At 63.1% G+C, this 24,991-nt stretch carries 20 protein-coding genes; 6 read left to right on the top strand and 14 right to left on the bottom strand.

All coding sequences use genetic code 11. From position 1 onward, the window contains the following. Nucleotides 1–27: 27 nt before the first annotated feature. Nucleotides 28–2,532: a penicillin-binding protein 1A gene (locus tag VRS74_RS01290; RefSeq protein WP_354143426.1), complete on the bottom strand. Its 2,505-nt coding sequence runs from the start codon at nucleotides 2,530–2,532 to the stop codon at nucleotides 28–30. A gap of 85 nt (nucleotides 2,533–2,617) precedes the next feature. After that, nucleotides 2,618–3,487: an N-acetylmuramoyl-L-alanine amidase family protein gene (locus tag VRS74_RS01285; RefSeq protein WP_354143425.1), complete on the bottom strand. Its 870-nt coding sequence runs from the start codon at nucleotides 3,485–3,487 to the stop codon at nucleotides 2,618–2,620. A gap of 448 nt (nucleotides 3,488–3,935) precedes the next feature. Here VRS74_RS01285 and VRS74_RS01280 point away from each other — a divergent pair, with 448 nt between their 5' ends. Beyond that, the gene (locus VRS74_RS01280; protein ID WP_354143424.1) at nucleotides 3,936–6,614 is read left to right on the top strand and encodes an Rne/Rng family ribonuclease; all 2,679 of its coding nucleotides are present in this window, start codon (nucleotides 3,936–3,938) and stop codon (nucleotides 6,612–6,614) included. A 71-nt stretch (nucleotides 6,615–6,685) separates the two neighbouring features. On the opposite strand, the gene VRS74_RS01275 is transcribed toward VRS74_RS01280, so the two are convergent. Further along, nucleotides 6,686–7,288, bottom strand: coding sequence for a class I SAM-dependent methyltransferase (locus tag VRS74_RS01275; RefSeq protein WP_354143423.1), 603 nt, complete (start codon nucleotides 7,286–7,288; stop codon nucleotides 6,686–6,688). Between the two features lie 98 nt (nucleotides 7,289–7,386). Then, a complete protein-coding gene (locus tag VRS74_RS01270; protein ID WP_354143422.1) occupies nucleotides 7,387–8,856 on the bottom strand; it encodes a hypothetical protein in 1,470 nt (489 codons plus the stop codon). A 75-nt stretch (nucleotides 8,857–8,931) separates the two neighbouring features. On the opposite strand from VRS74_RS01270, the gene VRS74_RS01265 reads away from it, so the two are divergent. The 4 genes from VRS74_RS01265 (at nucleotide 8,932) to zapE (ending at nucleotide 12,384) form a co-directional block, all read left to right on the top strand. Next, nucleotides 8,932–9,939 (top strand): D-alanine--D-alanine ligase family protein, encoded by a 1,008-nt coding sequence (locus VRS74_RS01265; protein WP_354143421.1) that lies wholly within the window; start codon nucleotides 8,932–8,934, stop codon nucleotides 9,937–9,939. Between the two features lie 78 nt (nucleotides 9,940–10,017). Further along, on the top strand, nucleotides 10,018–10,800 hold the full coding sequence (locus VRS74_RS01260) for a succinate dehydrogenase iron-sulfur subunit (RefSeq protein WP_354143420.1): 783 nt from the start codon (nucleotides 10,018–10,020) through the stop codon (nucleotides 10,798–10,800). A 4-nt stretch (nucleotides 10,801–10,804) separates the two neighbouring features. Continuing rightward, complete coding sequence (locus VRS74_RS01255; protein WP_354143419.1) at nucleotides 10,805–11,266, top strand: PaaI family thioesterase; 462 nt, start codon at nucleotides 10,805–10,807, stop codon at nucleotides 11,264–11,266. Between the two features lie 2 nt (nucleotides 11,267–11,268). Further along, nucleotides 11,269–12,384: a cell division protein ZapE gene (gene zapE, locus VRS74_RS01250; RefSeq protein WP_354143418.1), complete on the top strand. Its 1,116-nt coding sequence runs from the start codon at nucleotides 11,269–11,271 to the stop codon at nucleotides 12,382–12,384. Between the two features lie 14 nt (nucleotides 12,385–12,398). Here the strand turns inward: zapE and VRS74_RS01245 are convergent, their stop codons facing one another. The 4 genes from VRS74_RS01245 to VRS74_RS01230 all read right to left on the bottom strand — a co-directional run bounded on the left by VRS74_RS01245 (nucleotide 12,399) and on the right by VRS74_RS01230 (nucleotide 16,695). Continuing rightward, nucleotides 12,399–13,322, bottom strand: a complete 924-nt coding sequence (locus VRS74_RS01245; RefSeq protein WP_354143417.1) for a crotonase/enoyl-CoA hydratase family protein — start codon at nucleotides 13,320–13,322, stop codon at nucleotides 12,399–12,401. Between the two features lie 308 nt (nucleotides 13,323–13,630). Continuing rightward, nucleotides 13,631–13,861, bottom strand: coding sequence for a hypothetical protein (locus VRS74_RS01240; protein WP_354143416.1), 231 nt, complete (start codon nucleotides 13,859–13,861; stop codon nucleotides 13,631–13,633). Nucleotides 13,862–13,945: 84 nt separating this feature from the next. Continuing rightward, nucleotides 13,946–15,172 carry a pyridoxal-dependent decarboxylase, exosortase A system-associated gene (locus tag VRS74_RS01235; RefSeq protein WP_354143415.1) on the bottom strand — a complete coding sequence of 409 codons (1,227 nt, stop codon included), beginning with the start codon at nucleotides 15,170–15,172 and terminating at the stop codon, nucleotides 13,946–13,948. Then, nucleotides 15,169–16,695: an acyl-CoA ligase (AMP-forming), exosortase A system-associated gene (locus tag VRS74_RS01230; RefSeq protein ID WP_354143414.1), complete on the bottom strand. Its 1,527-nt coding sequence runs from the start codon at nucleotides 16,693–16,695 to the stop codon at nucleotides 15,169–15,171. Before VRS74_RS01230 ends, VRS74_RS01235 begins: the two co-directional genes overlap by 4 nt. Nucleotides 16,696–16,820: 125 nt before the next feature. Between VRS74_RS01230 and VRS74_RS01225 the strand changes: the two genes are divergently transcribed. Then, nucleotides 16,821–17,126 (top strand): acyl carrier protein, encoded by a 306-nt coding sequence (locus tag VRS74_RS01225; RefSeq protein WP_354143413.1) that lies wholly within the window; start codon nucleotides 16,821–16,823, stop codon nucleotides 17,124–17,126. On the opposite strand, the gene VRS74_RS01220 is transcribed toward VRS74_RS01225, so the two are convergent. The 6 genes from VRS74_RS01220 to VRS74_RS01195 form a co-directional block, all read right to left on the bottom strand. Further along, nucleotides 17,123–18,319, bottom strand: coding sequence for a class I SAM-dependent RNA methyltransferase (locus tag VRS74_RS01220; RefSeq protein WP_354143412.1), 1,197 nt, complete (start codon nucleotides 18,317–18,319; stop codon nucleotides 17,123–17,125). The two genes, VRS74_RS01225 and VRS74_RS01220, sit on opposite strands and share 4 nt — an antisense overlap. Beyond that, on the bottom strand, nucleotides 18,316–19,710 hold the full coding sequence (locus VRS74_RS01215) for an NAD(P)H-hydrate epimerase (RefSeq protein ID WP_354143411.1): 1,395 nt from the start codon (nucleotides 19,708–19,710) through the stop codon (nucleotides 18,316–18,318). The genes VRS74_RS01220 and VRS74_RS01215 overlap by 4 nt, the downstream gene beginning before the upstream one ends. Beyond that, complete coding sequence (gene ilvD / locus VRS74_RS01210; protein ID WP_354143410.1) at nucleotides 19,710–21,557, bottom strand: dihydroxy-acid dehydratase; 1,848 nt, start codon at nucleotides 21,555–21,557, stop codon at nucleotides 19,710–19,712. The genes VRS74_RS01215 and ilvD overlap by 1 nt, the downstream gene beginning before the upstream one ends. A 140-nt stretch (nucleotides 21,558–21,697) precedes the next feature. Next, entirely contained in the window at nucleotides 21,698–22,396 is a 699-nt protein-coding gene (locus VRS74_RS01205) for an N-formylglutamate amidohydrolase (protein WP_354143409.1), read from the bottom strand. Between the two features lie 29 nt (nucleotides 22,397–22,425). Further along, on the bottom strand, nucleotides 22,426–23,238 hold the full coding sequence (locus VRS74_RS01200; protein ID WP_354143408.1) for a 4-(cytidine 5'-diphospho)-2-C-methyl-D-erythritol kinase: 813 nt from the start codon (nucleotides 23,236–23,238) through the stop codon (nucleotides 22,426–22,428). Nucleotides 23,239–23,249: 11 nt separating this feature from the next. Further along, nucleotides 23,250–24,878: an electron transfer flavoprotein-ubiquinone oxidoreductase gene (locus VRS74_RS01195; protein WP_354143552.1), complete on the bottom strand. Its 1,629-nt coding sequence runs from the start codon at nucleotides 24,876–24,878 to the stop codon at nucleotides 23,250–23,252. Nucleotides 24,879–24,991 lie beyond the last annotated feature (113 nt).

Here is a 24,991-nt window from a genome sequence, read left to right as displayed (position 1 = left end):
CACGATGCGCCAATTCGGTTCCCCGCTTTAGTAAATCCCGCCCTGTTCCTCGACGAAGTCATTGGAGCGGCCTTCGCCCGAACCTGCCTGTTCGCCCTGCCCGCGACGGATCAGCGCCAGCAACTCATCGCGCAGCGACGCGACCCTGTCCTGTCGGGTTTCGCGCGGCGGCTCGGTATCGGGCTTGAAAGCTTCCCAGATCACTGGCGAAAGCGGGTCGGTAGTAGGCCATTGGTCAAACACGCGCTTGCCGCTCCGCCGGTCGATCCGGACCATGCGGATACCCGCCGGAGCAACTGCCGGCTGTTTGCTCCAATGATCCATCGTCGCCTGGACGAATTCCTTGAAGATCGGCGCAGCGGTATTGCCGCCCTGCACCCACCCGCCAAGATCGCGCGGCTGGTCGAACCCGACATAGACACCCGCCACGATGTCGGGCGTGCCGCCCACGAACCAGGCGTTGGTCGGGCCGTTGGTGGTGCCGGTCTTGCCGAAAAGCGGCAGGTCGATATCGCGCAGGCGCGTGGCGGTTCCCCGCTGCACCACGCCTTCGAGCATGTGGATCACCTGAAACGCGGTGCGCGGATCGAGCACCTGCTCGCCTTTAACGCCGAAACGCGGCATCGGCTGCCCGTCCCACTCCGGCATGTTGCAGCCTTCGCAGCGGCGCTTGTCGGCGCGCCAGATCACCTTGCCCCGTCGATCCTGAACGAAATCGATCACGGTCGGCTGGTTCAACCGACCATGGTTTGCAAGTGCGGCATAGGCGTTGACCATCCGCTCCACCGTGGTGTCGCCTGCTCCCAAAGCGAATGAGGGATAGGCACCATAAGAGCCGATCCCGACCCGCTTGAAGGTACTGACCACCTCGGGCATGCCAGCATCCATCGCGATATGGACCGTCATCAGGTTTCGCGACTGTTCGAGGCCCCAGCGCATGGTGTGGACGCCGCCAGACTCACCGCCGAAGTTGCGGAAGCATTTCTCGCCGAGATTTGCGCCCTGGTAGAAGCAGAAGGTTTGGTCTGGAACTTCGGTGGCCGGGGTCATGCCGTTGTCGAGCCCGGTGGCATAGACGAACGGCTTGATGGTCGAGCCCGGCTGGCGCTCCGCCTGCGTGGCGCGGTTGAAATCGCTCAGGCGGAAGTCGAACCCGCCCTGCATAGCGAGAATCCGGCCCGTCTGGACTGATTCCGCAAGGAACCCGCCCGAGACCTCGGGGATCACCGCTACACGATAGCCATTGCCGACCGGCTGCGCCGCGATCACATCGCCTGCCTTGAGCGCATCGGGGAAATTGATCAGCGGCGCTTCCTTGCCGTCCGCAAAACCGACGCGAGCGCTCTGACCGGCGCGGCTTGTGACGACGCCAATCCGCCAATTACTATATCGAATGCCGAGAAACGAGCTTTGCAGCTGCCCGGCCCAGTCGCCCTTGCTCACATCGATCGTGGCTATCGGGCCAGTCCAGCCACGATTGCCGTGATACCGCAGCAGCCCGGCGCGCAGTGCATCGCGCGCGGCCACTTGAAGTTCGGGATCGAGCGAAGTGCGCACCCAAAGGCCACCCGCATAGACGCTGTTCGGACCTTCCTCTGCAGTTTCGCCGAATTGATCGAGCAACTGGCGGCGCACTTCCTCAAGAAAATATCCGGCATCGACCGAACGTTCGCTGCGCTGCGCAACCAGACCCAGCGGCTTCGCCTGCGCCACGCGCATTTCTTCCGCGGTGATGAAGCCGTTCTCTTCCATCTGGCTCAACACGAAATTGCGCCGCTCGATTGCAAGCTCGGCATTGCGCGCACGGCCATAGCGTTCGGGCGCCTTGGGCAGGATCGCAAGGAACGCCATTTCATGCAGGTCGAGCTGGTCGACATCCTTGTCGAAATAGGCCTGCGCCGCGGCCTGCACGCCGAAGCTGCGGCGGCCGAGCGGAATCTCGTTGAGATAGAGCTCAAGTATTTCCTGCTTGCTCAGCACCCCTTCAATGCGGCGGGCAAGGATCATTTCCTTGAGCTTGCGGGTAACCGAATACTCGTCACCCAACAGCAAGTTCTTCGCGACTTGCTGTGTGATGGTTGAACCGCCGACAGCGCGTTCGCCCGATCCGAACTTCATGGCATAGTCGAAAACGGCGTTAAGCGTGCCGGTGATGTCTACCCCGCCATGGCTGAAGAAGGTCTTGTCCTCAGCTGACAGGTAGGATTCGATCAGCTTCTCCGGGAAATCGGCATATTGCAGCTGCACGCGCCGCTCACGGGCATAGGAATGGACGATCTCGCCATCGATCCCGCGTACAACTGTGGGCAGCGGCGTCTCGTACCCCACCAGGCTTTCCGCATCGGGCAGGTCGCGCGCTAGCAGCGCCCAGATCGCAATGAGAAGCACCACGCCGCCAGCAAACGCTCCGACGGCCCAGCGAAACCTGCGGTGTTCGCGCCAGTTCGCACGAAACCATTCCAATGCAGCCACGCTGTCACCGCGCAGGCGCTGGCGCACATAGGCAAGGTCTATTTTGGCAGATTCGGTCATGGTCGGATCATTCATTCGGCGGCGGCAATAGCATGCGGATTCACGGGAAGGCTAGGCGCTTCTCCATGAACCGCATTGCAACGCGTCAACCACCCCCTTGCCTGACGAAATAGATGCGTATCGCCCGTGCCATGGCATCGGCAAATCCGCTTTTCCATTCTGCCGACGTGAGCCGCGCAGCATCCTGCTCATTGGTGACGAAGCCTGCTTCGAACAGCACGGAGGGCATATCGGGCGAACGCAGCACCACGAGGTCTGCCGCGCGCAAGGGTTGCGGATGGAACGTCAGTTGCCCCTCCCCCTCGCGCGTCACAAGCGAAGCAAATTCAAGCGAATCGGTTTGCGAACGCCGCTGCGACAGCTCGACTAGGATCGCGCTGACCTGTTCGCTCTGGCCATCGATCGACAGGCCGTTAAGACGGTCGGCATCGTTTTCGCGGCGCGCGAAACGGGCAGCCGCAGCGCTCGATGCCCGGGCCGAGAGCGTATAGAGGCTCGCGCCGCTCACGCCGCTCTTCTCGCCTGCCGAATCGGCATGGATCGAAACGAACAGGTCGGCCCCCATTCGGCGCGCGATATCGGGCCGCTCGGCAAGCGCGAGCAAGCGATCGTCTTCGCGGGTCAGCGCAACGCGGACCCCGCCCTGGCGCACCAGCGCGTCACGCAAGGCAAGCGCGAGCCCAAGCGTCACGTCCTTTTCACGGATGCCAGCACCGACAGCGCCCGGATCGTGTCCGCCATGCCCCGCATCGATGACAACCAACGGACGATCGGGATCGGCGGGGCCATAGATGCCAGGCAGCGCCGCCGCTTCGGCCAATTCGGGCATGAACAGCCGCAGCACATAATCGCGCCCCCATTGCGGGACAGGCAGCTTGATCCCGGCGGAGACCAGGCCGCCAACCAGTAGCAGCGGGAGCATGACAATCAGGACAAGATGGGTGCGCAGGCTCATTGCCTCACAAGGTTACGGCGTTGCCGTGGCAAAGCGCAATATGGTTGCGAGTTGAAACCCACGGTGCTAGCAGCGCAAACAGTGGCAGGAACCGGCTGCATAGCTCCAAAATGGAGCTTGGCCGAGCTTCCAATCCGCTGCCGGGCGAAAACCTTTCGCATGGCTTCACAACAGGTTGACGCAGTGAAGAGACAGCCCTCCCCGCAATTCCGTTCGCCGCGCGGCACGCGCGCGATCGATTTTGTGGGCCGGGCAGCAGCAGCTTGCTGCAATCTTGCACTTGCAGACGCATATTCCGAATTCCTGCCCCACCGGCTTACGGGCCCGGGCAGAACCCATCACGTCGCCCGGCATCACGCCGCCAGCGGCGCATTCACACAACAACACAATTATGGGCGCGCGCGGGGCGGCATAGACGCTTCGCGAACACGCGCCTGGAGAATTCATAATGGCAACGCGCATGCTCATCGACGCGCGCCACCCGGAAGAAACGCGGGTGGCGGTGGTCAAAGGCAACCGGATCGAAGAATTTGATTTCGAGTCTGCTGAACACAAGCAAATCAAAGGCAATATCTACCTTGCCAAGGTAACAAGGGTAGAACCCTCGCTGCAGGCGGCATTCGTCGATTTCGGCGGCAACAGGCACGGCTTCCTCGCCTTCAGCGAAATCCATCCGGACTATTACCAGATCCCGCAGGCTGACCGCGAAGCGCTGCTCGCCGAAGAGGCTGAGGCTGCCGAGGAAGAAGCGCGCCTGCGCGCCGAAGAGGAAGAGGCGGGGAACCTGCCAGGCGACGAATACGATGCCGAGGATGAGGAATCTGCCGAGGCTCTCGTAGAGGAATTCGCCGAAGACGGCGTCGAGGAAATCGACACTTCGGAAAAGGACGAGGTCTCCACGATCGAAGGCGGGCATGTCGAGAACGGCGACGATTCCGATGAGGATGAAGCCGACGACGAGTCGGAATCGGACGAAGAGGAAGGCGATCGTCGCGGCCGCGGCCGTCGCGGACGCCGCCGCCAGGGTGGCAGCAAGAGCCGCGCCAAGGAAGTCGACGAAGTGCGCGCGCGCCGCCAGGCACTGCGCCGTCGCTACAAGATCCAGGACGTCATCCAGCGCCGCCAGGTACTGCTGGTACAGGTCGTAAAGGAAGAACGCGGCAACAAGGGCGCCGCGCTCACCACCTATCTCAGCCTTGCCGGCCGCTACACCGTGCTCATGCCGAACTCTTCGCATGGCGGCGGGATCAGCCGCAAGATCAGCTCCTCGGGTGACCGCAAGCGCCTGAAGCAAGTCGTTTCGGACCTCAAGCTGCCCAAGTCGATGGGCCTAATCGTGCGCACCGCGGGCCTTTCCCGAACCAAGCCCGAGATCAAACGCGACTTCGACTATCTCGCGCGCCTGTGGGACGAGATCCGCGAAAAGACGCTCGCTTCCACCGCACCTGCATTGATCCATTCGGACTCCGACCTGATCAAGCGCGCCATCCGCGACATCTACAACAAGGAAATCGAGGAAGTCGTGGTCGAAGGCGAGGAAGGCTACAAGTCGGCCCGCGCCTTCATGAAGTTGCTGATGCCCAGCCATGTGCGCCGGGTGAAAGCCTATTCTGACCCGGTTCCTCTCTTCCAGCGTTTTGGCGCTGAAGACCAGCTGCGGGCGATGTATGACCCGGTCGTCCAGCTCAAATCTGGCGGGTACCTCGTGATCAACCCGACCGAAGCGCTGGTTTCGATCGACATCAACTCTGGCCGCTCGACCAAGGAACACGGGATCGAAGCGACCGCACTCAGCACCAACCTCGAAGCGGCCAAGGAAATCGCCCGCCAGCTGCGCCTGCGTGACATGGCCGGGCTTGTGGTGATCGACTTCATCGACATGGAGTACAACTCCAACATCCGTAAGGTCGAGAAGGCGATGAAGGAAGCGCTCAAGAACGACCGGGCGCGGATCCAGGTCGGGCGCATTTCGGGCTTCGGTCTGATGGAAATGAGCCGCCAGCGCCTGCGCACCGGAGTGCTTGAAGCGACCACTCGCGCCTGCCCGCATTGCGACGGCACTGGCCTTGTCCGCACGGCCTCAAGCGCCGGCCTTTCGGCGCTCCGCCTGATCGAGGATGAGGCCGCCAAGGGCAAGGGAACGATTATCCGCCTCGGTGCCAGCACTGAAGCCGCGATCTACCTGCTCAATGCCAAGCGCTCCGATCTCCAGGAGATCGAGGACCGCTACGGCGTTTCGGTCGAAGTGGTGCCCGAAGGCGAGGAAGAAGGCGCGAAGATGAGCATCGCAAGCCTCGGGCCCCGCCCGACGCAGGCGCCGCGCTTCGAACCGATCGTGATCGAGGAAGATGACGAAGACGATATCCCGGAGGATATCGACGACGAAATCGACGAGGACAGCGACAGTGCTTCCGAGCGTGACGACGATGGTGACGATGCCCGCAAGAAGAAGCGTCGCCGCCGACGGGGTGGCCGCGGGCGCAACAAGAACCGTCGCGAAGACAGCGATGAAGCGCGCGACGACGAAGGCGACACAGAGGAAGGCGAGGCAGGCGAAGAACATCCCTCCTCCGACGAAGAAGGCGGCGAACGCCCCAAGAAGCGTCGTCGTCGCGGCGGTCGCGGACGCAACAGGAAGCGCCGCGAAGGCAATGGCGAAGAGTCGCTGAGCGAAGGCGAAACCGAGAGCTCGGAAGAGCCCGAAGCGCAGGTGTCCGAAGCGAAACCGGAGAGCGATGCGCCCGAAGGCGCAGCCGAAGTGGAAGCGGAGGAAAAGCCCAAGCGCAAGCGCGCGCCGCGCAAGAAGAAGGCCGAGCTCGAGGCCGAAGCGCCGGTCGAAGCGGAAGCACCTGCGGAAGCCGAGGAGGCTCCGAAGCCCAAAGCAAAGCGTGCTCCGCGCAAGAAGAAGGAAGAGGCTCCCACTCCGGAAGCCCCGGCTGACGAAGCTCCCGCTCCGGAAGAAGCCGCTGAAACAGCTCCTGCGCCGAAGAAGAAACGCGCTCCCCGCAAGACCAAGGCGAGCGAAGCCGCTGCAGAGACGGCCACGGCTGAAGCCACCGATGCGCCCGATGCCGGTGACGGCGGCGAGCCAAAGCGCGGCTGGTGGCAGAGCACCTTCGGCGAGTAAGTTGACCGGTGGGCGGCGCGGCTGAGGCTGCGCCGCCGCCTACCCATCAATTCGACGCAAACAGTCGGGGGTTAGACCCCGGCCTTGCGGGCAATGCCCCATTCGTTCCAGCCCGCCACGCGCGGGGCCTTGGGCAAATATCCCTGCCCCAGCGGTTCGACTTCGAAACCTGCACCGCGCAGTGCTGCCCCAATCGGGCGGGTGAGGTGGCAATTGCCTGCAATACGCTTCCACACCGGCTCGATCCGGTCCTGCCAGCGCGCAACATCGGGATCGGGCGCCCGACCATGCTCCAGGAACAGCAACCTGCCGCCGGGCCGCAAGATGCGCCGCATCTCGGACATCACCTGCGCCGGATTATCTACCGAGCACAGGGTGAAGGTGCACACTACGGTATCGAAACTGCGCTCTGGGAAGGGGATGTGCTCACCCACGCCTTCGCGGATGTCATTGTGCCATCCCCGCGCCCGCGCCCGTTCGCGCGCAGCCTCGAGCAAGCCGCCGTGGGGATCGATCCCTGAAAAGCTGGAAACGAGGCTGGTCTGGTAGAATTCCTGATTGAGTCCGCCACCGCAGCCCAGTTCGAACACGTCGCCGCTTGCCAGCGGCACAAGTTGCGAACGCCGCTTCATCACCTGCCCCTGCCCGCAGGCAAAGGTAACCAGGCGCGGCATTACGTGTGCATCATACCAACTCTGCAATCCCATCGGCGCCTCTCCACCCCCCGATATGCATCAGGCTATGTCGAGCGCGGACTGCTTGCAAGCGGTCTCTAACGCGCCTTTGCGAGAGCATCCGCGATGGTGCGCATGTCCGCATGCAGGCTGGCAGCGGCAGCCTCCGCCGATTGATCGCACAGTCGCACCACCTGCGGCATCGACATGCCGATACGCAGGGTGCCGCCCCACCCGCCATCGCGGCGCACACACTTGACCGGCTGGCCGAGCCGTAGGCCCGCCAGGGCGAGGTCGCGGTGGAGCCTTTGGGCATCGTCGAAACCTGACGTCGCATCGAGTGTGCTCACATCAAGTGTCGCCAACGTGCGCATCTCGATCGGATGTTCGCGCGGTTCCTCTTCCGCGCCAAAGGCATAGGGGCGCACGAGCCGCAGCCCGAGCCGTGCGACGACTTCGTCGACCAGCGCCGCCTCGAAGCGGTCGAGCAATGCCGCCACCGAGGCAATCGGCAGCCGCTGGAAACGCTCCAGTTCGAACACGCTGGCTTCATAGCGCAGCCCCAATCCCGGGTTCTCGCCTTCGGGCAGCTGATCGCGCCCTGCCCAGCCTTCAGGGAACTCGGCCCGCCGGAAGACACTGGCAAGGCCGGACGGAAGCGGCGCTGCACTCCGCATCATGGTGCGGGTAACCAGCGCGAAGCCGTTGAACGGCGGCCCGCCCATGAATTTCGATCCGGTCAGGAGCACCATGGCCCCCCGCGACAGATATTCATGCAGGGCCGGTATGGTGATGCGCGCCTGGCATGCGTCGACCACGAAATCGACCTTATCGCCAAATCGCTCGGCCAGCATTGCCAGCTCAGCAGGCTCTGGCAGGATCAGGCCTGTCTTGGAGCCATGCACGACATGGACCAGCGGGTGTAGTCCGGCTGAATGCGCCTGTTCTATCTCTTGCGCGATATCATCGGCGATCTGGCGGCTCGAATGTGCTCTGCCCTCGCTGTCGCGTACCGGCACGTCGGCCAGCTCGATAATGCCGAAGCCTTCGACTGGGGCACCCAGTTCGGTCGGCACGCCAAACGGGGTTTCTCCGGCGAAATAGCGGCCATGGGCGGAATGGATGCAGCCGCTGCCCACTTCGTCCGCGCCCAGCAGGATGTTGTGGATGCCGCCCGGCGCCTTGCCCAGCACTGCGGCGAGCGCGACATATTCGAGGTCTGTCCCCGATGCCGCGAACACGACCTCCACATCGCTCGAAAGATCGTAGGCCGCGCGGATTCGCGCCCGCAGCGATTCGAGCTGAGCTTCGTAGGTCGCAAGGCCTGCAGCCAATACGCCGCGCAGGTGGGTGAAGGCCTCTGGCGAGACATCATTGGCGGTCGAAGAGGCGTAGGCGAGCGTCCGCCGCGGATAGGGAGCGGAAAAATACTTGTTCAACCCGCTCTCTTGATCGAGCGAAATGCGCGCGTCACCACCCGATGAAAGCAGCGCGATCAGCTCGTTGGTTAGGTCATCCTGCTCGATAGTGGGAAGGATGTCAGGCGTGTTTGTGAAAATGCGGCCCATTGTGTCCCGATTCAGCTTGGCTGCGAAGCGAGACCGCCTTATGGGCCGCGGCGCAGAAAAGAAAGGTTTAGTCGCGTGTCCTTCCCCATTGCGCCGCTTACCATCGACGAAAAGACCAAGCGCGATACGCGCATCCTGTTCATCGCGAAGAACGCGTTATGGGATGGCACGGGCAGCGCCGAAGACGGCAACCATGCCACCTATCACGTGGAGATGCGCGAGGTCCTGAAGGGCCTCGGCCTGAACCTGCGCGTCGAAGACAGGTTCGAAGTGCTGTTCGACAAGCCGGACGTCGATTTCGTCTTCCCGCTGCTCAACCGCGCCGGCTTCTTCAATTCGGAAATGCTGTGCCCGCTGCTGTGTGAGCGCGCCGGCATTCCCTATCTCGGCGCCAGCCCGATCCTGCGCGGCCTGTCGGATGACAAGCACCTCGCCAAGCGTGCCGTGCGCGACGCGGGCGTGCCGACTGCACCCTGGGCGATCTATCGTCGCGGGGCACCGATCGACCCTGCGAAATGCCCAGAAGGCACCCGCTTCGTGGTCAAGCCGAACAATTCCTCAGCCAGCTGGGGCGTGATGGACGCGACCGACTGGCCCACCGTCGAGAAGGCGATCCATGGCGTGCACGAGCTTGGCCATGACGCGCTGGTCGAACCCTTCATCGACGGCAGCGACGTCGAAGTGCCGGTGGTCACGGTCAATGGCGAACCGGTGATCCTGCCGATGATGATCTTCCGCCAGGCCGATCCCTCGCACCTGCGCACCTATCAGGAAAAGCGCGACCTGGTCGATCGCAGCCAGAAATACTCGCTCGATCCCTTCGAGAACCCGGAAATGATCGCGAAGATCACCGATTACACGCAAAAGGCGATGCAGGAATATCGGCCGTTCGATTACGGCCGGTGGGAATTCCGCGTGAACGAGGAAACCGGCGACATCACTTTCCTCGAGCTGAACCTCAATTGCAATTTGTGGTCGCAGAAGGTGTTCGGGCGCGCGGCCAACCTCGCAGGGTGGACGCAGGAACAGCTGATCGAAACGATCCTAGCAGAAAGCCTTCGCCGCCACGGGCTGATGGCCTGACGAGCGCTGGATCGGCGGGTTGCCCTCTGGGCCGAAGCCGTTAGATAGGTGGCAAAGCGAAACAGGATACGGGATTCAATGGCGACCTTTACCCTTCCCAAGAACTCGAAGATCACCGGCAAGGGCACGACCCACAAGGCCGATGGCGGCAAGCGGGTTAAGACCTTCAAGATCTATCGCTACGATCCCGATAGCGGCGAAAACCCGCGCTATGACAAGTTCGAGATCGATCTCGACCAGTGCGGCCCGATGGTTCTCGACGCGCTGTTCAAGATCAAGAACGAAATCGACCCAACGCTGACCTTCCGCCGCTCGTGCCGCGAGGGGATTTGCGGTTCCTGCTCGATGAACCTCAACGGCAGGAACGGGCTCGCCTGCACCACCGCGATCGAAGACCTTTCGGGCGAAATCCGCATCACTCCGCTGCCGCATATGGAAGTGATCAAGGACCTCGTTCCCGATTTCACGCATTTCTATGCGCAATACGCCTCGATCCGTCCCTGGCTGCAAACCGTGAGCCCGACGCCGAGCGGCAAGGAACGGCTGCAATCGCCCGAACAGCGCGAAAAGCTGGACGGGCTTTACGAGTGCATCCTGTGCGCCTGCTGTTCGACTTCGTGCCCCAGCTATTGGTGGAATTCGGACAAGTTCCTTGGCCCGGCGATCCTGCTCCAGGCCTATCGCTGGTTGGCCGATAGTCGCGATGAAATGACCGGTGAGCGGCTCGACCAGCTCGAGGATCCGTTCCGGCTCTATCGCTGCCACACCATCATGAATTGCGCGAACGTCTGCCCCAAGGGCCTCAGCCCGGCCAAGGCGATCGCGGAAACCAAGAAGATGATGGCAGAACGCCAGATCTGATCCCGTGGCACTGAAAGACGACGTTTTCGAGCACGGGCCCGATCCCGAGAATCCGGGCTGGAATCACTGGAACCTGAAGGATCCGACGCTGTTCAACGGCGCGGTGATGGGCAAGCTCATTGCCAGAGCCGAAGGCGGCAAGTGCCGCCTGCGCATGTTCCCCGAGCGCAAGCATGAGAATTTGCAGGGCATCATCCATGGCGCAATCACGCTGTCACTGATCGACATCTCGCTCTTCACCACCATGCATGTGATCGGCACCGGCAATGCCGGCCCATCGGTTACGCTCGAACTCTCCACCCAATTCATCGGTGGCGGCGATCCCAAAAGGCCGCTCGATGCGGTGACAGAGATCATGCGCGAAACCGGCAATCTCGTTTTCGTTCGCGGCGAGGTGGTGCAGGACGAAGACCGTGTCGCCGCCTTCAGCGGTATCATCCGCAAGTTCCTGCCCCGGGCGCTCTGACCGTGAGCGGATTGCTCGCGCGCTATGACGAGCTGATTGCCGCAGGCGAACTGCACCCCGATTCGGACCAGCGCGCCGCTGCGGAGCGCCTTGCCCGATTGCAGTCGGACCTTGAAGCCGTGCCAAAACGCGGTTCGGTGCTTTGGCGCGCTCTCAATCGCAAGCCCGAAGCTACCAAGGGCATCTACATGTGGGGCGGCGTCGGGCGCGGCAAGTCGATGCTGATGGACCTGTTCGTGGAAACGCTCGCCATCAGTCGCAAGCGCCGAGTGCATTTTCACGCCTTCATGCAAGAAGTCCACACGCTGCTGCGGGAGGCACGAAAGGGCAAGACCGGCGACCCTATCCCGCCGGTGGCGAATGCCCTGGCGCAGGATGTGCGCTGCCTCGCCTTCGACGAGATGGTGGTGAACAATTCGGCCGACGCGATGATCATGAGTCGGTTATTCCGCGCGCTGATCGTGGATGAAGGCGTAACTGTAGTCACTACCAGCAACCGGGCCCCGCGCGACCTCTACAAGGACGGGCTCAACCGCGAGCACTTCCTGCCCTTCATCGACCTGATCCATGAGCGGCTCGATGTGCTGCCCCTCAACGGTCCAGTCGACTACCGGCTCGACCGGCTTGCCGGGATAGCCAGCTGGCACGCGCCGCTGGGCTCAGCCGCCACCGAGCAGGTCCGCGAAGTGTTCTTCCGCCTTACCGACTACAAGCCTGAGGATGCCGCGCACGTCCCCTCTGGCGAGCTCGAAATTGGCGGAGGGCGCGTGCTGCATGTGCCCAAGAGCCTGAAGGGCGTCGCCGTATTCAGCTTCAAGCGGCTTTGCGGCGAACCGCGCGGTGTGCCGGACTACCTAGCCATCGCGCGCGCCTATCACACGGTAATCATCGTCGGCATTCCGCAGATGGGCCCCGAATTGCGCAATGAGGCGGCGCGCTTCGTGACGCTGATCGATGCGCTTTACGAGAGCCGGGTGAAGCTGTTTGCAACGGCTGCTGCCGCGCCGGAAGATCTCTATGTTGCGGGCGACGGATCTTTCGAGTTCGAACGCACGGTCAGCCGTCTCATGGAGATGCAGAGCGCCGACTATATGGCGCTGGGGCACGGCGAAGACTAGCAGACCGCGCCCGCTCAGGCGGCCGCAATACGCTCGGCGAGGCGTGCCTGTGCAGCAACGAGCCGGTTCATGACCTTGAGGTCCTGCTCGCGCAGCTCGAGCGCCGTGTCGGCCCACATTTCGGTAATGCGATTGAGCTCGGCCAATTCGAGGTTCAACGCCCGCTTCATGGCGCGCCTCGAGCCGACCAGACCGGCATGGCGCCGATCGCTCTTCTTGATGAACTGACGGCAGGCATTGAGACCGTCACCGGGTTCGGCAAGTTCATGGACGATGCCGAGTTCGTACATCTGCTCGGCGGTATAGGTTTCGTTCGAAAGGATCAGCCGTTCAGCCGCGGCGCTGCCGATCTTGCGCGACAGCAGCGCATGTGCGCCCATGCCGGGGAACAGGCCAAACATGATTTCCGGAAGGCCAAAGGTCGCGGTCCGTTCAGCCACGATGAAATCGAACGAAAGCAGTGCTTCGAATCCGCCACCCAGCGCGGCACCCTGCACCAGCCCGATGGTCAGCATCGGCAGGCCAAGGCTGCGAATGTTGCGATCGAGGATTGCACAGCAGCGGTGCCCGTAATGGACAAGGCCTTCTCGGTCGCGTTTGCGGATCAGCTGCTCAAACAGCGCAAGGTCTCCGCCAAAACAGAAGACATCAGGGGCGCGGCTGCCAAGCACTAGGTAGCGCAGCGGCACCGCGCCATCGCCGAAACCTACCGGGATGAGCTCCTGCCAGCGCTCGAAATCATGCAGCATCGGTGGAGTAAAACTGGGCCGCCCATCGGGATTCATGAAGGTCCAGAGGGTTGCGTTGCTGTCATCATAGAGCACATCCAGCTCGCCGAGCTGGAAAAGCTCTTGCGGCAGGGCCGCATGTCTTGCGCTTTCCGCAAACAGCTCCTCATCATTGGACAAGGGAATAGCTTGCGTAATACCACCGTCCATAAATGCGCGCCCTTTTTGACCCCCGTGTGACGACAATACTGAGCAACAATTTAAATGTGCCCAGTAAAGCCCTCGGCCAGTTAGGAATCTATGCTAGGCGGGAGTCCCTTGGCAAACGCAAAATTTACCATGTGCGACGAGCGGAGTCCTCGGCCGGACTCTGAAGCCCAGGTGCGGCTTTCCCGAGGTGGCATCTATAGAATAGAAATCGTCAGTTTTCTGCGGCTTGCAGGAAAGACTGCGGCCAATAAGCCACAGTCGCCAGCAATTTTCAGAAAGAGTCCCCGAAGGACTCCTGATCGAATCTATCAGGCGGCTTCACGCTCCTGATCGTCACCTTGGCCAGGCTCTTCCTCAAGCCATTCGATCAGCATGTCGAGTACGCGCCGCACCGAATATTCCTGATCCTCGAGACGTTGCTCTAGATCGGCAATCTTCTCGTCTCGTTCAGCCAGCTGCCGCTCGATCGCAGCCAACGCGCCGTTGATCTTGGCCGCTTTGCCAGCAAGGGTCGGTTGATCTAGGTTTTCTTCGTTCATGGCCTCAGTGCTCCGTAATGAAGCAAGGTTAGGCCGCTTAGGTGAAGAATCGGTTAGGCGGCTGGCGCGAAACTCAATGAGCGATCAGATCAACAGTTCGGCCGCTGGGCCATGCCCAAGGAACTGCGCGGGCGATGCGCTTGCGCCATAGGCACCGGCGCAGAATACCGCGACCAGATCCCCGACTTCGGCGCGCGGCAGATGCGCCTGGTCTGCAAGACGATCGAGCGGAGTGCACAGGCATCCGACCACATTGGCTTCTTCCTCCGGATCGGCGTCGAAGCGGGTTGCAATCGCCAGCGGATAATTGCGCCGAACCACCGTTCCGAAATTGCCGGAGGCCGCAAGCTGGTGATGCAGCCCGCCGTCAGTGATCAGATAGGTGACGCCGTGGCTTTCCTTACGGTCGATAGCTTCTGCCAGATAGACGCCCGCTTCACCCACGAGATAGCGGCCCAGTTCAATGCAAAGCTCGGTCGCGGCGAGCGTTTCGGGCAACCCCTCGAACCTTTCCTCCAGCGCCGCACCGATTGCCGCTATGTCGAGCGGCAAGTCTCCGTGGAAATAGGGAATGCCGAAACCGCCACCCATGTTGAGCTTGGGCAAAGGCGTGCTGATTTCATGTGCCAAACGGTCTGCGCAGTCGAGCACATTGGCCTGCGCTTCGATGATCGCTTCCGCGCTGAGCGCCTGGCTGCCCGTAAAGATGTGGAGCCCGCGCCATTCGGCACCTGCCGCGATAATCTCGCGCGCCATGGCAGGCACGCGCTCGGCATCGAGTCCGAATGGTTTTGCTCCACCGCCCATCTTCATACCCGAGCCCTTGAGCTCGAAATCGGGATTGACCCTGATCGCGATACGCGGCGCGATTCCAAGCCGCTCGCCGATTGCCAGCGTGCGCCGCGCCTCGCCTTCGCTTTCGCAATTGAGCGTAACCCCGGCATGGATCGCGGCCTCAAGCTCCTTGTCGCGCTTGCCTGGCCCGGCGAAGCTCACCCGAAACGGATCGATCCCTGCCGCCATGACCGTCACCAGTTCGCCGGCTGACGCGATGTCGAAGCCATCAACCAGCCTCGCCATATACGTGACCACCGGCAGGAAGGGATTGGCCTTCACCGCATAATTGATGCCGAGACGCGCCGGCATCGCCGCGCGCAATTCCGCGACCCTGCGCTCGAGATGCGCCTTCGAATATATGAAACAGGGTGTTCCGCCCGCCAGTTCCACCAGCTCGCGCGCGGTCATGCCGCCAATTTCGAGCTGCCCGTCTCGGGAGGCATAGCCGGACGGAATCGGGCCGAGCGGTTTCACGCCTGCAACTCCAGCATCAGAGCCGTACGGTCGATCTTGCCGTTCGGATTGAGCGGCATGGCATCGCGCCAGTGGATCACCTGCGGTTGCATGAAGTTGGGCAGCTCCTTCGCCAGCACCTTGGGCAATGCGCCTTGCGGATCTTCCGCACCCGGCTCGGCACGAACCACCAGGTGCACCGCCTGCCCTAACCGCTCATCGGCAATTCCCAAAGCAACCGCTTCCGCTACCAGCCCGGTCGCCAGCGCCACCTCTTCGATTTCCTGCGGGCTGATCCGGTTGCCCAGGCTCTTGATCATCGAGTCTCGCCGACCGACGAAATAGAGCAGGCCGTCCTCCGCGCGCTTCACCCTGTCGCCCGACCATACCGCCACGCCCCCATAGCGGGACATTGCCGGTGCCGGCTTGAACCGCTCGGCGGTGCGCTCGGGATCTCGCCAATATCCTTGCGCCACCAGCGGCCCGCAATGCACCAGTTCGCCTTCCTCACCCGGCGCAGCCAGATCGCCTGTATCGTTGATCACGAGAATCTCGGCGAAAGGGATCGCCCGCCCCATCGAAGTTGGGTGGCTGTCGACCAGCGCAGGGTCGAGATAGGTCGAGCGGAACGCCTCGGTCAGGCCGTACATCGGGAAGAGCCGCGCCTGCGGGAATATCCGACGCAGGTTGCGCACGTGATCAACCGTCAGCGCACCGCCGCTGTTCGTCATCCGCCTCATGCTTGCGACCGCTTCGTCGCTCCATTCGAGCTCGGTCAGCTGGACCCACAGCGGGGGCACAGCGGCTAGCGTGGTGACACCATGCGCGGCGCAGGCCTTCACCACGTCGCGCGCGAAGAGATAGTCGAAAGGAACGACCGATCCGCCGGCGTACCAGGTGCTGAACAGCTGGTTCTGCCCATAGTCGAACGACAGCGGCAAGACCGAGAGCGTCACATCGTCAGGAGCCATTCCAAGGTAGTCCACCACACTGACCGCGCCGAGCCACATGTTGGCATGGCTGAGCATCACGCCCTTGGGCTTGCCGGTCGAACCGCTGGTGTAGAGGATCGCCGCCAGCGTATCGGGATCGGCTTTTGACGGCGGAAGGTAGGCCCCCAATGCTGCTGCCGCGTCGAGTGCGTCCTGCTCGGCAATCAGCCTGCAGCCTTGCGGCACATCGCCTTCGCCAAGCCCTTTGATCCGCGCCGGAGTGCCGATCAGCAGGCGAGCGCCACTGTCGGCCTGTATATGCGCAACCTGCGCGTGCTTGAGCAGCGGGTTGACCGGCACATGCACCAATCCGGCCCTCGCCGCCGCAAGCGGCATAAGGCAAGTGAGCTCACCCTTCGCGCCCCAGCTGGCCACCCTCGCCCCCGGCTCCGTCACTTCATTCGCCAGCCATGCGGCAAGCCGCCCTACCCGCTCGCGCAACTCGGCATGGCTGAGGGTGCGGTCGCGCAGGACCAGCGCGGGATCGCCATCGGCTCCGCGTTCCGCGATGTGGTCGATCGGATAGGCCGTAGGATCGGGCTCTGGCAGCATCGCGGGCACCAAACCCAAGCTGCGTGGCCGGGTCAATCGCTTATTCGTGCGCACCTTCGATAACTTGCACCCCGCGCGAGGCGTCGCTAAGGCGAGCGGCCTTTTCGCTATGGGGATTGCCGCGGATGAGTGGGCATAGTGCGCCTGACGAATGCAACCGGGATACCAGCCTTGCGGATATCGACCGCCGGCTGCGGGAAATCCTGATCGACGTGCTTGGCCTCGATGCAGAAGACGTGGCGGGTTTCGACGGCGACACCGGCCTGTTCGGCCATTTGCCCGAGCTAGATTCGATGGCTGTCGCCGGGCTTTTCACCGAGATCGAGGATCGCTTCGACATCCTGATCGAAGATGACGATGTCGATGCCGAGATGCTCGAAACCTACGGTGCGTTGCTCGCCTTTGCCGAAACGAAAGTGATCGAAGGCTAACGGGTGAAATAGCTAGCCAGTTCGACATGGGTGGACCAGCGAAACTGCCCGACCGGACGCAATTTCTCCAGCTTGAACCCCGCTTCCACAAGCCGCGCTACGTCACGCGACCAGCTCACCGGATTGCAGCTGATATAGACCACGCGGTTGACCTTGCTCTCCGCGATGCACGCCACTTGTTCCCTTGCCCCGGCACGCGGGGGATCGAGCAGAACCGCTTCAAAGCGTCCCAATTCATCGGGCTGGAGCGGATTGCGAAACAGGTCGCGGTGCATGGCGCCCACGGGCAGGCCCGCCCGCGCCGCCGCCGCCTTGCAGGCGAGGTGCGCGTCGCGCGCAGCCTCCGCCGCCAGCACTTTTGCCGGACCGGCCAAGGCGAAGGCAAAAGTGCCAAGCCCCGCAAAAAGATCGGCCACGCTGGCAGCATCGCCGATCCACTCGCGCGCATCCGCAACCAGGCGGTCCTCACCATCCTGCGTTGCCTGCAGGAAGCTGCCCGGCGGAAGGCCGACAGGCTTCCCTGATAGCGTGATGGTGACAGGCTCGGGCTCCCACATCGTTTCCGGACCATAGCCCTGGTCGAGCGTGAGCCGGGCAAACCCGTTCGCCTGCGCCAGTTCGAGTGCCGCTTCGGTCGCGGCAAGCCCCTCGAGCGTGAAATTGCGGAGGCTGCAATCGATCCCTTGATCGGCCAGCGTCAACTCGACATCCACCGCGCCCTTGCCGCCATGCTGCGCCTCGAAGCCGCGCAGCGCGGACAGCACCGCGGCCAGTTCGGGTGCAAGGATGTGACATTCGGCCAGGTCGACAATCTTGTGCGAGCCTCCCTCGCGGAAACCAAGCACCGCGCCCTTCGCGGTTCGCAGCGCATGCAGCGTTGCGCGCCGACGGCTTTTCGGCGGCGAAAGATGCGTGGGCAACAATTCGCCCACCGCGATGCCTTGCGAGGAAGCCGCAAAGGCCACGCGTTCGGTCACGAAGCGCCGCAGCGCTTCTTCGTCCGCATGCTGCAACTGGCACCCGCCGCAGCTGCCGTAATGGCGGCACGGCGGTGTGGTGTGGTGCGGGCCATGTTCGAGCGTGCCATCCTCGTGCAGCAGGTCGCCCGGCGCGGCAAAGGGCACATGGCGCCCGTCTGCAGTGACGCCGTCGCCTCGCGCGGCGATTCGAATGATTTCTGCTGCTTCGCTCACAATGCTGCGGCGATAGCGCCAGATACTGCCCGCGCAAGTTCCTCTGCGGTAAAGGCCGCGCCACATTGCCGTGCAGCCTCTCCGTGGAGCCACACCGCTTCGCAAGCCGCCTCGAACGGAGCAATGCCCGTTGCCATCCGGCTTGCCGCGATCCCCGCCAGCACATCGCCGGATCCCGCGATCGAAAGCCAGCTCGGAGCAGGCGGTGCGCTCGCGAGCCGCCCGTCGGGCGCCGCAACCAGCGTATCCGGCCCCTTGGCCAGCACGACCATGCCACTGGCCTTGGCCAATGCCTGCGCGCGCGCCTGCCTGCCCGAAGCGACCACTGCGAAACTGCGGCATAGCGCTTCGAGCTCGCCATCATGCGGCGTCGCGAGCAATGGCACGCCTTCACGCAGCATGTCCGGCCTGAGCAGGACCAGCGCATCGGCATCGATCACTGCAGGCTTGCCAGCGGCAAGTGCGGTTTGCAGGCGGTCGCTTGCCTCACGATCGCGTCCCAGCCCGGGGCCAACAAGGATTGCGGAAATGCGCTTGTCATCCAGCACCTCGCCAAGCGGGCGGGTTTCGACCACCAACCCTGCGGAAGCCGAGCCCGGCGGGTGATGGGCCAACAGTTTCACATAGCCTGCCCCGCCCCGCATCGCCGCTTCGCTGGCGAGCAACGTGGCCCCCGGCATGGCGCCGCCTGCCACGGCACACAGGCCGCGCGTGTATTTGTGCGCGTCGACAGCGGGAGCAAATAGTTCGGGCCGCCCGATAACTTGCGCGGCGCCTTCGACCGCGCCCACACCGATCGGCACCAGCTTGAGATCGCCCATCGATCCGCGCGCAGGCAGCAGGAAATGCGCGAACTTCCATGCGCCGAGCGCGATCGTCAGGCGATAGCTCGGCAGGCGTTCGTTGAGCAGGGCGCCGCTATCGCTCTCGACCCCGGAAGGCAGGTCGACCGCGATCCGCAACGGATGCCGCGCTGCAAGATCGCGCAGCAGCAGCGAATGTTCGGCACTGAGCGGGCGAGCGAGGCCCGATCCGAACAGGCAATCCACCAGCAGCTGGCCGCGCGCATCCTTGCCCGATCCCAGCACATCGCCCTTGTAGGCGCGGCGCGCATTCTGCGCGGCATCTGTCTTGGGCGCGACTGGCGCGACCACCTTCACCGGCAGGCCGCGTGCGCGCAGCGCCTCCGCGATGACATAGCCGTCCCCGCCATTGTTGCCCGGTCCGCACAGAACGGTCACCGCACGCCCGGCAGCAACGCGCCACACCCAATCGGCTGCGCCTCGACCCGCAATCTGCATCAGCGCGTCGACACTGGTCCCACCATCGATGAGCGCCCGTTCGGCGGCCTGCATCTGGGCGACGGTGAGGACCTGGCGCGCTGTATCCACTAACTTCGTCCGAGTTGGGTAATGTCGCGGATCGCGCCGCGCGCGGCGCTGGTCGTCATCGCGGCATAGGCCTTGAGCGCGGTTGAAACCTGGCGCGGGCGGTCGCTGACAGGATGCCAACCCTTGGCATCCTGCGCAGCTCGGCGACGCTCAAGTTCCGCATCGTCGACCTGCAAGGAAATCGTGCGGCCCGGAATATCGATCGTGATGATATCGCCATCCACGACCAGCCCGATTTCGCCGCCATCGGCGGCTTCCGGGCTGGCGTGCCCGATCGAAAGACCCGAAGTGCCACCAGAGAAGCGCCCGTCGGTCAACAGCGCGCAGGCCGCCCCCAACCCCTTCGATTTGAGGTAACTGGTGGGATAGAGCATTTCCTGCATGCCCGGCCCGCCCTTGGGCCCTTCATAGCGGATCACGACCACGTCGCCTGCCTGCACCTTGTCGCCAAGGATCGCTTCGACCGCCGCATCCTGGCTTTCATAGACCTTTGCAGGGCCCGAGAATTTCAGGATGCTCTCGTCCACGCCGGCGGTCTTCACGATGCAGCCGTCGCGCGCGATATTGCCGTAGAGCACGGCCAGCCCGCCATCCTTGCTGAAGGCATGCTCGGCGCTGCGGATCACGCCTTTTTCGCGGTCAAGGTCAAGCGATTCCCAGCGGCGCGACTGGCTGAAGGCGGTTTGCGTGGGTACGCCGCCCGGCGCTGCCGAATAGAACTCGTGCACCTTGTTGTTCTTGGTACGGCCGATGTCCCAATCGTCCAGCGCATCGCCCATGGTCGGGCTGTGCACGGTGGGTAGCGCAGTGTGGAGCAGGCCAGCCTTCTCAAGCTCCCCAAGGATCGACATGATCCCGCCGGCGCGGTGAACGTCTTCCATATGGACGTCGCTTTTCGCCGGGGCGACCTTGCTGAGGCACGGCACCCGGCGGCTCAACCGGTCGATATCCTCCATAGTGAAATCGACGCCCGCCTCATGCGCAGCTGCCAGCAGGTGCAGCACGGTGTTGGTCGAACCGCCCATCGCGATGTCGAGGCTCATCGCATTTTCGAAAGCTTCGAAACTGGCGATGGAGCGCGGCAGGACACTGGCGTCGCCTTCCTCGTAATAACGGCGGGCGAGCGTCACAACCAGGCGCCCGGCGCGGCGGAACAGCCCCTCGCGGTCGGCATGGGTGGCGAGGACCGAGCCATTGCCCGGCAACGACAGCCCAAGCGCTTCGGTGAGGCAGTTCATCGAATTGGCGGTGAACATCCCGCTGCACGAACCGCATGTGGGGCACGCACTGCGCTCGATCGCGGTCACTTCCTCGTCGGTGTAGCTATCGTCCGCCGCCGCCACCATGGCATCGACCAGGTCGAGCGCGCGTCCCTTGCCCTTCAGCACGACCTTGCCAGCTTCCATCGGGCCGCCGCTGACGAACACGACCGGGATGTTGATCCGCAGCGCAGCCATCAGCATGCCAGGGGTAATCTTGTCGCAATTGGAAATGCACACCATCGCATCGGCGCAATGGGCATTGACCATGTATTCGACGCTGTCGGCGATCAGGTCGCGGCTCGGCAGCGAATAGAGCATGCCGTCATGGCCCATGGCGATCCCATCATCCACCGCGATGGTGTTGAACTCCTTGGCGACGCCACCGGCGGCTTCGATCTCGCCCGCGACGAGCTGGCCCAGATCCTTCAAATGTACGTGGCCGGGCACGAACTGAGTGAAGCTGTTTACCACGGCGATGATCGGCTTGCCGAAATCCTCGTCCTTCATGCCCGTCGCGCGCCATAGTCCTCGTGCGCCGGCCATGTTGCGGCCATGGGTAGTCGTGCGGGAACGATAGGCAGGCATGTTTCACTCCGTCTGGCGCCAAGGGGCTCGGCAGCGCCTTGGCATCAAGAGTATCGCAGCGAAAGGCCGCTGCGAAACAGAATTTCTTGAAAAGGCACCAAATGCGCTTCGATCTGTCGCGCTGGCCTCAGCCCCTGCCCCTAGTCGAGCGCCAGCGCAACCCGCTTTGCCACATCTGTGAGGATGGTTGCCCAGCGCGCCTGCCCCTGTGCATCGGCGATCATATCCTGCCTCACTTCGATCCCGAAATAGGACCGGCCATGCGCCTCAGCATGGCGGTTCATGGTCGCGTTGAGCAGCTTGCCCGAATAGGGTTGCTGGTCCCCTACGACCAGCCCTGCGGCTTCAAGCAAAGGGATCGCGAGCCGTGCGCCGCGATCGTCCGAATTGTAAAGCACGCCGCATTCCCACGGACGCTTTTCCTCGGGGTGGCTCGCAAGGACCGGCGTGAAACTGTGCAGCGACAGGATCAGCGCTGGCGGGCTCGCATCAAGCAGTTCCGCCAAAGCGTCGTGATAGGGGCGGAAGAACCGCGCCAGCCTCTCTTCATGCCCGGCGTGGTCGATCGCATTGCCAGGGATCGCGTGCCCGTCGCTCGCGATCGGTATGGTCGCTGGCTGGTGCTCCTCGCGATTGAAATCGCACACAAGGCGGCTGACATTTCCGAGGAAGGCCGAAAACCCCGCTTCGCGCACCATGATCTCGGCAACCTGCGCCACTCCGATATCAACAGCGATATGCTCGCTCAGCAAGGCGGGATCGATGCCAAGCTCGATGTCCGAAGGAACGCGATTGCTGGCATGATCGGAAACGATCAGGATACCCCCCGCGCGGAGCATTCCCAACACTCGCCATGCTTCGTGCTTGGTCATCGCAATTTGCCCGACATTTGCCACCAGACAGGGTGCTCGCTCGCGATCTTTGCGGCAGCGGCATCGCGCGCTTCGATGCTATCATACAGCGCGAAGCAGGTCGCACCCGATCCTGACATGCGCGCAAGCCAGGGCTGCGTTGAGCGCAAAGCGCCGAGCACATCGGCGATGACCGGACAAAGCGAAATTGCGGGCGCCTCAAGGTCATTACGACCTTCGCGAGCGATCACGCTGGCGGAACCTTGCGGGATTGGCCCGCGATCCTCCCCGTCCCATGCCTTGAACACGGGGCCAGTGGCGAGCGGCACACGCGGATTGACGAGTAGCACGGGCGATCCGGTCAAATCGCTGTCGATGGGTTCGAGTTCGGTGCCAGTGCCGCGCCCGATGCATGTTTGGCTGAGGACACAGGCCGGCACATCTGCGCCGAGCTTCGCCGCGCGATCCCGCCAGTCCTCTGGCCAAACATGACTGCGCTCGACCAGTCGGAACACTGCCCCCGCATCTGCCGAACCGCCGCCCAGCCCCGCCGCAACTGGCAAGCGTTTCTCTAGTTCGATTGCAAGCCCTTCGGCACGGGGCAGCGCCGTCAGCGCCTTGGCCACGATATTGCCTAATGGATCGTCAAGCGCGGGCGCAAACTCACCGCAGACCGAAAGCCGGTCTTCGGCCGATGGCCGCGCAACCAGCCGGTCGCCATCGTCCACAAAGGCGAACAGCGTTTCGAGTTCGTGAAAGCCGTCCTCGCGCCGCTTGCGGACATGCAGCGCTAGGTTGATCTTGGCAAAGGCGGTTTCGGTGATCGCCAAGGGCGCCCCGATCACATATTCGGATAGTTCGGGCCGCCGCCGCCCTCAGGCGTGGTCCAGTTGATGTTCTGGTTCGGGTCCTTGATGTCGCAGGTCTTGCAGTGGACGCAGTTCTGCGAGTTGATCACGAAGCGCGGCTCCTTTCCTTCCTCGGTCACCCATTCATAGACCCCGGCGGGGCAATAGCGGGTCGAGGGCCCGGCGAAGATCTCGTATTCGCTGCGCTCCTGCAACTCGGGATCCTTGAGCTGCAAGTGGCACGGCTGGTCCTCGGCGTGGTTGGTGTAGCTGTAGGCCACATTGGTCAGCCGGTCGAAGCTGATCACGCCATCGGGCTTAGGATAGTCGATCGGCTGGTAGAGATCGGCGCGACCGGTATGCGTGTAATCCGGCGTGTGCTTCATCGCGATCGGCAAGCCGATCTTGAGCGTACGCATCCACATGTCCGCGCCCGCTATCACCGTTCCGATATCGCCGCCGAACTTGGCGACAGCCGGCTGGGCGTTCTGCACCAGCTTGAGCTCGTCCGCGATCCAGCTTGAACGCACCGCCGCGTCGTAATCCGCCAGCTCGGTATGCTCATTGCCGCCCGCGATCGCCGCGGCGATGCTTTCGGCGGCGATCATGCCGCTCTTCATCGCAGTGTGGCTGCCCTTGATGCGGGGCACGTTGACGAAGCCTGCCGCGCAGCCGACCAGCGCGCCGCCGGGGAACGCCAGCTTGGGCACGCTCTGCCACCCGCCTTCGTTGATCGCGCGCGCGCCATAGGCCACCCGCTTGCCACCTTCGAGATATTCGCGGATCGCCGGATGCTGCTTCCAGCGCTGGAATTCCTGATAGGGCGAGACATAGGGGTTGGCGTAATCGAGCGCGGTCACGAAGCCGAGCGCGACTTGGCCATTGGCCTGGTGGTAGAGAAAACCCCCGCCCCAACTGCCACTCTCTGTCAGCGGCCATCCCTGCGTATGGATCACGCGGCCCGGCACGTGCTTGTCCGGATCGATGTCCCACAGCTCCTTGATGCCAAGGCCATAGACCTGCGGCTGGCAATCCTTCTCAAGGTCGAACTTCGCCTTGAGCTGCTTGGTGAGGTTGCCACGCGCGCCCTCGGCGAAGAGCGTGTACTTGGCGTGGATTTCCATGCCCGGCTGGAAGTCGGGCTTGTGGCTACCGTCTGCGGCAACGCCCATGTCCTGCGTGATCACGCCGGTCACTGCACCAGCATCGTCGAACATCACTTCGGCGGCGGGGAAGCCCGGGAACACCATCACACCCAGCGCCTCGGCCTGTTCGGCCAGCCAGCGGCAAAGATTGCCGAGCGAGCCGGTATAGCAGCCGTGATTGCTCATCAGCGGCGGCATGAAGATATGCGGGAGCGAAGTCTTCCCCTTCTTCGAGAGCACCCAGTGCCAATTGTCGGTAACCGGTGTTTGTGCAATCGGGCAGCCCATCTCGCGCCATTCGGGGAACAGCTCCCCAAGCGCCTTGGGATCGACCACCGCGCCAGAGAGGATATGCGCGCCGATTTCGGAGCCTTTCTCCAGCACGACCACTTCGAGCGCGTCGTTGATCTGTTTGAGCCGGATGGCCGCCGCAAGGCCGGCCGGGCCGCCCCCCACAATCACCACGTCGCAGGGCATCGATTCGCGTTCAACAGCTTCGGCGCTCATGAAGTCCTTGTCCTTCGAAAATTCCGTGACCAAAATCAGTCAAAGCCTTGATTGCTGCGGTTTGCAAGGTCAAGACCTGCATT

It is taken from the genome of Altererythrobacter litoralis (genome assembly GCF_036324225.1).
GTDB classification, from domain to species: domain Bacteria; phylum Pseudomonadota; class Alphaproteobacteria; order Sphingomonadales; family Sphingomonadaceae; genus Erythrobacter; species Erythrobacter litoralis_A.
This window is presented reverse-complemented; position numbering and strand designations above follow the sequence as displayed.